The organism is Paenibacillus amylolyticus, from assembly GCF_036894225.1.
GTDB lineage: Bacteria > Bacillota > Bacilli > Paenibacillales > Paenibacillaceae > Paenibacillus > Paenibacillus amylolyticus.
Genome location: NZ_CP145892.1, coordinates 3638878 through 3649420 on the forward strand (window position 1 = coordinate 3638878; position 10543 = coordinate 3649420).

Sequence of the window (10543 nt, forward strand, 5' to 3'; positions counted from 1 at the left end):
GATGTTATATCAACAGATCAAACCATTCCCCAATGAATTTCTATGGGGAGGGTCTACCTCGGCCTATCAAGTGGAGGGAGCCTGGAACAAAGATGGCAAAGGCCTGTCCGTCATCGATATGTGTGATCATCCGGCTGGAACCGCCGATTTCACGGTTGCGAGCGATCACTATCACCGGTTCAGAGAAGACGTGAAGCTTTTTGCAGAGCTGGGCCTCAAAGCATATCGTTTTTCAATTGCATGGACTCGAATCTTGCCTTCAGGCACAGGGACTGTTAATGAGAAGGGACTCGATTTTTATCACCAATTAATTGACGAATTGCTGCTCCATGGTATTGAGCCCATTGTGACCATGTACCATTTCGACTTACCCTACGAGCTTGAGAAAACCGGAGGATGGAACAACCGGGGGACGATCGATGCCTTCGTCGAGTATGGGCGTATCTTGTTTGAGCATTACGGGCATAAAGTGAAATATTGGTTGACCATTAATGAGCAAAATACGATGATTCTTCATCCAGGTGCTATTGGTACACCAAAAGGCGGGCGTTTGCCATCCAATAAGGAACTGTATCAGCAAAATCATCACATGTTTGTAGCTCAAGGCAGAACGATGCGACTATTTCATGATATGCTCCCGCAAGGTAAGATCGGACCTGCTTTAAACATGACTTCCATGTACCAGGCAACCTCCAGACCAGCCGATGCAGTCGCTGCTCATAACTGGGAGACGATTCGTGGATGGGGTTTTCTCGACTTATCGGTGTGGGGACGGTATAATCCATTATTCTGGAGTTATTTACAGGAACGCGGCATCGAGCCGGTTATTGAGCAGGGTGACATGGAAGATATCCAGTTTGGCCGCCCCGATCTGGTAGCAATCAACTACTACTCGACGGCAACCATTGCCGCCAGTATGGGCGATGCGTCGGATGTTACAGCTCGTGCGGGTGATCAGCAAATTATGCTTGGCGAGCAGGGAGTATACCGGGCCGCGGAGAATCCTTATACGGAAAAAACGAAATATGGTTGGGTCATTGACCCGGTTGGCCTAAGGCTGACATTGCGTAAGGTATGTGAACGATATGGTCTCCCTATTCTAATTACGGAAAATGGTATTGGAGCCCCGGATGTACTTGAGGCAGATAACACCATTAACGATACGTACCGGATTGATTTTATCGAGAAACATCTGGAACAGATCAGACTGGCTCTAACGGATGGAGTAGATGTGATTGGTTATTGCCCTTGGTCCGTTATTGACTTGGTAAGCACACATCAGGGGTATGGGAAACGTTATGGAATGATCTATGTAAACCGCGGTGAACAGGATCTGAAAGACTTGAAGCGTTTGAAGAAGAAAAGCTTCTCGTGGTATCAAGAGGTCATTAAACAGAATGGCAGATGTATCGGAAATTCGGATCAGGCGGTCACGAAAGAATAAAGGATCGTGATGAATGCATGAGAGTAATCAAAATATTAAATAACAGCTTGCTTCTGATCAAAGATGAACAGGGGCAAGAAATGATTGTCATGGGAAAAGGGTTGGCATTCAAAGGCAAAGTCGGCGAGCGACTGGATGAAGAACACATCCAGAAACGATTCATTTTGCAAAATAATCCGTCTGCCCAGGCTTACGTACGAACCATCGAAAACATGCCAGATAAACATGTGAATGTCATAAACAAACTGATTACCAATGCAAAAGAAAAGCTGTCTCTTGACGATCAAATCTTCTTCACGCTTATGGATCACTTGTCATTTGCCATTGAACGATGGAAAAAAGGTGTAGCATTACAGAATCGCATGTTATGGGAGATCCAGAGGTTTCATCCTGTCGAGTTCGAACTGGGGGTTGAAGCTGTTCAGATGCTGAATCTAGAATTGGATATTGAACTGCCGGAGGAAGAAGCAGGGAATATCGCCTTTCATTTCGTGAATGCCCAAACACATGAGCAGAATATGGAGCGCACGGTGCAATCCGTTAAGATGTTAAAAGATATTTTTAACCTGATACAATACACCTTTGATATGCAATTGAACAAAAATTCCATTCATTATGTAAGACTTGTCACACATTTGCAATTCTTCATCCAGCGTTTACAAGAAGGACGTCTGGGCAATTCGGCGAAAGATTTTATATTTCAACACATGGTGAAGGAGCATCCGTTTGAATACAAATGCGCGGAGATGATTAAAACCTACGTGCAGAATATGCTGGATATCTCCATATCAAACGAGGAATTATTATATTTGATGATTCACATAGCTCGAATTGTGCAGGAGGATCAGGGTCACGAGGGACGATTATAAAACAAAGTTTATATGCCTGTTAGCAGACAGGAAAAAAGATACTTTCTAACGATGACCGTTTTCTCGTATTTTATCGGGAAACGGTCTTTTATTTTTGCAAATATGTAGCGGTTTTTTGATATCCCTTGCGAACGAACTCCAGCTTCCTAAACTCACACGGGATTACCAAGTGATAACATTTTATTGTAATTATTGTAAATTTATTATATGTAAGCGCTATCCAAAGAGCTATAATCTATTTATCTGGATGTTAATCCGTTCAGAAATACTTAGACCCAATCAAGAGGAGGAATTGTATGAAACGGTTACGTCAATGGAATATTGCAGCCTTGGTTCTTGTGCTGATACTCGCCATGCTTCCATTTTCGAATGTCTCACATGCAGCCAAGGCAGTTACGGAAGTGGAGGGAGGTCATTTGAGTACAAACTTTGAAGACGGTACACTTCAGGGATGGACTCCACGTACAGGTAACGAAAGGCTGACAGTGACACAGCAGGAGGCACACGAAGGTCAGTCCAGTATGCTGGTCGCCAACCGTGAGCGTTCCTATCATGGACCGATGTTATCCATGAAGGATCTGCTTAAGCGTAACCAAGAGTACGAAATTGCGGCATATGTAAGACTTACTCAGGAGCCCACCACGGATCAAACACTACAGCTCACCACATATAAAAAAACAACTGCCGAAAGCTGGAACCCGATCGGTAGCGTGAAGATTGCCAAAGCAGAATGGAACACATGGCACAAGATCACCGGAAAATTTCAGTATAGTGATGATCCCACTGAATTGAATTTGTTCATCGAAACACCCTACATCTCTGAAGATAGCGTAGATACGTTATCGTTCTATGTGGATGATGTATCATTTACTCTGGCCGAGCAACTGGAGATTGAAGAAGATATTCGGTCTCTGGAGGACCTGTATCAAGATGATTTCCCCATTGGTGCAGCGGTGTATCGCTGGCAGTTGGAAGGCGCATATGGACAACTGCTCACAAAGCACTTTAACAGCTTGACCGCAACCTATGAGATGAAACCGAAGTACATGTCTCCTTCCGAAGATGTTTATGAGTTCGAGGCAGCCGATCAATATGTTCAGTTCGCCGAGGAGCATGGTATGGGCGTACGCGCACATGCGTTGTTGTGGCATATTGATGCAGCAGAGTGGATGTTCAAGGATCCTCAGGGTAACCCTGCGAGTCGAGAATTACTACTTGCCCGGATTCAGGATTACGTTGAAACCGTCATGACCCGATACAAAGGTAAGATCTATGCCTGGGATGTGGTAAACGAGGCGATTGCGGATAGCAATGGTGATGCCAACGGTTTACGTAAAAGTCCCTTTTATGAACTAATCGGTCCGGATTACATTGAGAAAACCTATGAATTCGCTCGTGCAGCCGATCCGAATGCCAAATTATATTACAACGAATACTTCACGGAAATCCCTGAGAAAAGAGAGCATATGTATCAGTTGGTCAAACGACTGAAAGAGAAAGGGCTCATCGATGGTGTGGGTTTGCAATCCCACTATAACCTGGAATCCCCGTCCATCAAGGAAATTGAAAAAACGATCAACATGTTCGCCGAACTTGGATTGGATATTCAGATCACGGAACTGGATGTGGATAGCGGAATTCCATTTGGTGAAGAGATGTCCGATGAAGTTGCAGTAAAGCAGGCGTATCGATATAAGGAACTGTTGGATTTGTACAAAAAACACAAAGACCACATTTCTTCAGTTACCTTATGGGGACTCCAAGATGAGAAGTCTTACAACAACCAGGCTATGCTGTTTGATTCAGCCCTGAAGGCCAAAAAGGCATACTGGGGACTCGTGGATGAATCCAGTTTGCCTGTGTTGACGCAGAGAGCCGTCTCACTTTCGGGTAAACCGGATATCAAAAAACAGACACAAGATCCGCTCTGGAACAAAGCGGTGTCTACTCCACTGAAGGGTGACTCTACGGGATCAGCCAGTTTCCGCACCTTATGGGATCATAGTAACCTGTATATCCTCGTGGATGTTCAGGATGCGAAGGCAGATGTGAATGACAGAGTAGATATCTTTGTTGATCTCAATAATGGCAAGACCACTTCATATGAAGCAGATGACCGACATGTAATCATTAAGCGGTCGGGCAAAGCTGAGGGTGTGGAGCAGCGTTCATATCGTGTACGCGAGACCAAAGCCGGATATCAGGTTGAATTGTCCATTCCGTGGGGTGGTATCCAAGTCGGATCAGAATATGAAGCCGGATTGGATATCCGTGTGACTGATGGCGGTTCAAGTGGGACACAACCTTATAATCCACTGTACTGGAATGATCGAACACAATCTCAGGAACAGGATACAAGCAAATACGGCGTGATTCAACTCGCCCCTATGCCCAAATCTGCACAAGCTGTGCAAGGGATTGTTCAGATTGATGGGAAGAAAGACACATCATGGAATAAGGCTGCACCATTTGAAGTAAAACGGTTGAACCAGAGCGAAGGTGCAGAGGCAGTGGCTCGCGCAATGTGGTCAGGTGAGTATCTATACCTGCTGATCGACGTCACTGATCCAAACATCATTACAGATAGTATCAACCCATGGGATCAGGATTCGGTTGAGATTTTCCTGGACGAGAATCACCAGCGCACACCGTATTTTCAATATGATGATGCCCAGTTCAGAATCAGTGCAGACAATGTGGGAACCTTTGCAGGGGGTGCCTCACCTGGACGCCTTGTAAGTGCTGTGAAGAAAACAAATAAAGGATATCTCGTAGAAGCCAGAATTCATTTACAATCATTGACGCCCAAAGCAGGAAATGTTCTCGGTTTCGAGCTCCAAATTAACGACAACCAGGGCGGAGGTAAGCAGAGCGTAGCCAAGTGGAATGATACGACCAATGAGAGCTGGAGAAATACTTCCCAGTACGGAATACTCACTTTTGTCGGAAAGAACAAACTCGGGCATTAAACCATCGGCAGTAGTTGCAAGAATAGAAACCATCATAACAGTGGCTGAAACTCAACCATTGTTGTGATGGTTTTCATCGTTTACATACGTCACCAAAGGTGATGAGGGGCGATACAATCTTCCTTGACTATATTTAACAGCCCTTGATATACTAAATGGATGTTATTTTATCTTTTATGGGAATAGGAAAGTAATCAACTACATACAACCGTTTGCGAGGGAGCCTTAACCGGCTGAGAGGGTGTTAAACCGACCTTACCTGATTTGGATAATGCCAACGTAGGGATGCAACGATGAAACGCTTTACTTGGGTAGCTCATGCGAACCCCCTTGTTTTAGTGTATTTGTCTGCGAAACATCCTATGGATGTTTCGTTTTTTTGTTTTTAAATACGTACATTATGAATTGGAGGAACACATGTTGACTATTTCAGAGAGACTATATCAGGCAGCACAGCCTGTGTGGAAGGAATGTCTTGAGCATCCCTTTGTTAAAGGAATCGGAGATGGTTCCTTAACGGTTGAACAATTTCGTTATTATTTGCTGCAAGACTACTTGTACCTGTTCGATTATGCCCGCGTATTTGCACTAGGTATTGTCAAGTCGCACGACCCCAAATTGATGCAGTTTTTTAGTGAAAACGTAGATAACATCCTGAATGGTGAAATGAAAATTCATCGTTCTTATATGGAGCGATTAGGAATTACAGAGGATCATGTTTTCCAGGTAAAACCTGCCCTGAAAAATGCAGCCTATACTAACTATATGCTCTCTGTTTCCCATGCGGGAGGCATAGCAGAAGTACTTGTATCCATTCTGGCCTGCTCATGGAGCTATGCAGAGATTGGTCAAGTCCTTGCCCAAAAGCCAGGTGCAGCTGATCATCCTTTTTACGGAGAGTGGATCACAGGATATGCTTCCTCTGAATACAACAGCAACAATCAATCCCTAGTGACGTTAACGGATAAGCTATTAGAAGGCTGTAGCGAGGGAACGTACCAACGGATGGAGGATATTTTCGTGATGTGCAGTCGCTTTGAACTTGATTTTTGGGAGATGTCATGGAGGCTGGAGTCTTGAGTTCACTGGTAAAGTAGAGAGCAGCTAATCAAGGTGAGTACAGAATAATCAGAACATGTTAGCCCAAAAATACATGATTAAACATTTGAACAACAAGCCCTGATATAATAAGCAAATAGCAACTATCTATTTTCTGGAGGTGAGGCTATTGAAAACAATCGGAGTAGGATTCTTACATGGTACGGCTCTATGCAAAGCCAGTGAAGGATATGGCAATGCTTTGCATAGAGCCTGGGAATAATCACATTGCCAACGACGAATCGTAATATTCCACTAACTGGCTTTGCACCTTATTGATCTATTAAATAAGGAGTGAGGCCCATGAAATATTCAAAAGCCGAGTCTATTTTTCCAGAAGAATTGTTACGTATCATTCAGGAATACGTTCAAGGGGAATTGGTTTATATCCCAAAACCCAAAGAGGCGCACCTGAAATGGGGCGAGAAAACAGAGAGCAAGAGCAGGGTCTCTGCTCGAAACGCTGAGATTAAATCCTTATTCCGCAATGGAGTCAGGATAGAGGAGTTAGCGGATCGGTATTTCTTGTCCTGCGAAAGCATAAAGAAAATAGTCTATACAAAAAACTAATCAAGGAACTAGTGAAATCCGCTAACTCGTCGTATCGACGGTTTAGCGGATTTTGTGCAAAGATGACTTAAGTCATCTTATACATAGTAACCGCACCTCTAAATCGATAGACTCAAGTTATGGTTGTTGTGATAAAGGACGGCCGGACCATACAAAGAGGGGTAACGAATGAACGAAATCATAAAAAAGAAACTGCTGGACAAAAATGAACTGCTCATTAACATGGTGATTGAACGTGTAAAAAGAGATTTTCTAGAGGATATCGCCATTATTGGGCTTACTGGTTCATTTAGCACCGAGGACTTTCACGAGAAGAGCGATCTTGATTTAATTATCATTAATAATACAGAAAAGGGATGGGAAATATCTGACTGCTTCATCTTGGACGACGTTGGGTATGACATCTATTGCACGCCATGGGATTCAAGAATACAAGAGCAATCCACCTTGGAGAGTCCCAACGTATCGAGCCTAACCGACCTGAAAATACTCTACTATGCAAAGCCTGAGGATTTGGAGAAATTGAACGACTTCCAGCAAAAAGCTCTTGATGCACTTGCGAATCCGATAGGAGAAGTGTGTCTTAATCGAGCAAATAAATGGATCGATCTGGCTAAGCAAGCATACAGTGATACGATGCTTGGTGAAGATATCGGTTCAGTGCGATATGCATCTGCTGGGGTTCTATACAATCTAGTCAATGCCTTGGTCAGCATGAATAACACGTACATCAAACGAGGGATCAAGCGATATTTGGAAGAGATACGTTCGTTTCGTTATGTTCCGGATGATCTCGAATCCTTATACATGTCAATCATCGAAGCTCATACCATAGAAGATATCCGAATCACATCTTTTAATATGTTGAATAGCGTTACGAGGTTACATAGCACGATGTGTGATAACTTCATTGTTAAACCGGCTCCGACCTTTGATAATCTTGGAGGAACATACGAAGAACTGTGGTGCAACTACCGTAATAAAATTTTGAACAGTGTTACAACGAACGATGCTTCCTACGTCTTTCTTTCAGCCTTTGGAGCACATGAGTATCTTGATGAAATGGCCATGGAGAAAGGAACCAAGAAATATGATCTTATGCAGTACTTTGATGCCAGTAATTTACCAGTTATGAAAGAGAAGCTCCTTGAAGTGATGGATGATTATCTAGAAGAGTATGATAAGGTCGGCAGAAAAGTCGAACATTTTACAACCTTCGAGCAACTATATGCCCATTATATGAATCATTGACCTTACGTTCCAGGTAGTAATAAGTCCGGGAATTGTACACAAGGAAAAAATCCTTTTACAATGATTGGCAGTACGTTATAATACAATCACCAGGTAGATTACCCAACAAAAAAGTGAAATATTGTAATATCTAGTCACACTCGGCTCATCATAGTTCTTTGAGCCGCTTATTACAACATAATAGATATCGGAGGTATGGTTATGGTCAAGAAGAAAATTTCCACAGCCCTCAGCGCAGCTTTAATTGTTTCTATGCTGGCTACTGGCCTAATAGTCACTATCCAAGGTAACACAACGTTAGAGGTAGCGAAGTCAGCAGGGGATAAAAAGGTTGAAGTTGTTAAAGCATAAGCGAGCCGTTAATTTATTTAGAACATGTTAAGAGACAAGAGCATATACCTATTGAAGTCGCTATTTTAGCGGCTTTTTTTGTTTTATCGATAAAATTGGGTTTAATACTAACGAATATTTTGTTGAACAAGTAAAGAGAATTTTAGATGTAACCATTTTTACATTTGTAAACCATTAGGTTTAAAGCAATAAAAAAATGATTAAGTCAACTTAAGTGAAAAATTGTTTTTTTCTATAATCAATCATAAATTGTGCAAATGTAAACTAAGATAGATATATACATAAAAAAATAATGTTCATTTAAACAAAAATACTTTGACAAATGAAAACGAGTGGCTTATTTTGTTAATAAGGAATGCAAATTACTTTTTTTAGATTTTAAATAGCCTTAAGGGAGCGTGAATTAAATTAAAAAAGTACATCTATCAGGTGAAAATAGTATCAGCAAAGGTCCAGAAAACTTTATTTATAAAAATGAATACAGACCGCAAATACATTATTCCCCTAAGGGAAATTGGATTAACGATCCTAACGGAATGGTTTATTACGAAGGAGAATATCACCTTTTCTACCAATATACTCCCCATGATACGCAGCCTGACTTCGGCAGAATGCATTGGGGGCATGCAGTAAGTAATGATTTAGTACATTGGGATGAACTCCCACCAGCCATCTCGCCTGGGGAAGATGGAGCGATATTTTCGGGAAGTGCGGTAGTCGATAAGAACAATACAAGCGGATTCTTCAACGAAGCAGGATCAGGATTGGTTGCAATTTATACGAATAATGGTAACAACGCTCAACCCGGTAAAACGCAGGTTCAAAGCATCGCTTACAGCAAGGACAAAGGTCGAACCTGGACAAAATATGAAGGTAACCCTGTTTTATTCCCCACGGAGACGCTAGACTTTCGAGACCCAAAGGTATTCTGGCATGAAGAATCTTCAAACTGGGTAATGGTTCTTGCTGTAAGCGACCGTGTAGAATTTTACACATCTTCGAATCTTAAGGATTGGTCTTTTGCAAGCGGTTTCGGTTCTGATATTCCGGGCATCCATCGTGGAATATTTGAATGTCCTGATGTTTTTAAACTCCAAGTGGATGAGGACCCTAATACCACTAAATGGATTCTGACACTAAGTGTCGGAGATAGAAATGGCGTAAATCCAAACGATTCAGAACCACCCGCAGGCGGTTCTGGCATGATGTATTTTATAGGTCACTTTGATGGTAAGGTTTTTACACTAGATGAAACATTGGAATCATTCGATACAATCCAATGGATAGATTACGGATCTGACTTTTACGCGGCCGTGACCTGGGATGGTATACCGAATGAGGATGGGCGAAAGATTTGGGTCGGCTGGATGAATAATTGGCGTTATGCTTCCACTCTTCCTTCTAAAGAATGGCGTGGCCATATGTCCATCCCACGAGAGATTCAGCTCAGGACGTATTCGGAAGGACTTCGCTTAATTCAAGCACCCATAAGTGAGTTAAATCAACTTAGAAGATCAATTCTGTCTCTACAAGACATTACGATTAAACCAGATATGAACGTTTTGTCTGATGTTTCTGCTACAAAGATGGAAATTATTGCGGAATTCGAAATCGGTAATGCAATAGAATTTGGGTTCAAGGTGCGAAAGTCTTCCTCTTCCAACCAGGAGACAGTCATCGGATATAATGTCTTGAATGAGGAGTTGTTTGTCGATCGAACGAAGTCAAACGCTGTTGATTTCCATCCCGATTTTGCTACAAAACACAAGGCCCCTATGAAGCCAGAGTATAGACGGATACAGTTGAGCATCTATGTTGATTGGTCAAGTGTAGAGATCTTTGGCAACAATGGGACAACTATCATTTCAGACACGATTTTCCCCGACTTGGGAAGTAGAGGGCTGGAACTCTATGCCATTGGCGGAGAACTAAAGGTCGTGTCGCTTCAAATCAATGATCTCGTAAGCATTTGGGAAAATCAACCGAACTGA

Annotated in this window: 8 protein-coding genes and 1 riboswitch; all 8 genes read left to right on the top strand. The window is 42.5% G+C overall.

Annotated features, from left to right (window positions below; translation table 11 throughout):
- The first annotated feature begins 1 nt into the window (after position 1).
- Positions 2-1444 carry a glycoside hydrolase family 1 protein gene (locus tag V6668_RS16165; RefSeq protein WP_036615418.1) on the top strand — a complete coding sequence of 481 codons (1443 nt, stop codon included), beginning with the start codon at positions 2-4 and terminating at the stop codon, positions 1442-1444.
- 17 nt (positions 1445-1461) lie between these two features.
- Positions 1462-2313 (top strand): PRD domain-containing protein, encoded by an 852-nt coding sequence (locus V6668_RS16170; RefSeq protein WP_036616055.1) that lies wholly within the window; start codon positions 1462-1464, stop codon positions 2311-2313.
- Between the two features lie 296 nt (positions 2314-2609).
- Positions 2610-5282 (top strand): endo-1,4-beta-xylanase, encoded by a 2673-nt coding sequence (locus tag V6668_RS16175; protein WP_338706102.1) that lies wholly within the window; start codon positions 2610-2612, stop codon positions 5280-5282.
- Between the two features lie 206 nt (positions 5283-5488).
- A riboswitch (TPP riboswitch) is annotated at positions 5489-5586 on the top strand.
- A gap of 113 nt (positions 5587-5699) precedes the next feature.
- The gene (tenA, locus tag V6668_RS16180; RefSeq protein ID WP_422395216.1) at positions 5700-6362 is read left to right on the top strand and encodes a thiaminase II; all 663 of its coding nucleotides are present in this window, start codon (positions 5700-5702) and stop codon (positions 6360-6362) included.
- Between the two features lie 321 nt (positions 6363-6683).
- The gene (locus tag V6668_RS16185) at positions 6684-6950 is read left to right on the top strand and encodes a CD3324 family protein (RefSeq protein WP_211085677.1); all 267 of its coding nucleotides are present in this window, start codon (positions 6684-6686) and stop codon (positions 6948-6950) included.
- Between the two features lie 168 nt (positions 6951-7118).
- On the top strand, positions 7119-8201 hold the full coding sequence (locus V6668_RS16190; RefSeq protein ID WP_338706103.1) for a nucleotidyltransferase domain-containing protein: 1083 nt from the start codon (positions 7119-7121) through the stop codon (positions 8199-8201).
- Between the two features lie 201 nt (positions 8202-8402).
- A complete protein-coding gene (locus tag V6668_RS16195) occupies positions 8403-8552 on the top strand; it encodes a hypothetical protein (RefSeq protein WP_164783315.1) in 150 nt (49 codons plus the stop codon).
- Positions 8553-8992: 440 nt separating this feature from the next.
- Positions 8993-10543, top strand: a complete 1551-nt coding sequence (locus V6668_RS16200) for a glycoside hydrolase family 32 protein (protein WP_422395283.1) — start codon at positions 8993-8995, stop codon at positions 10541-10543.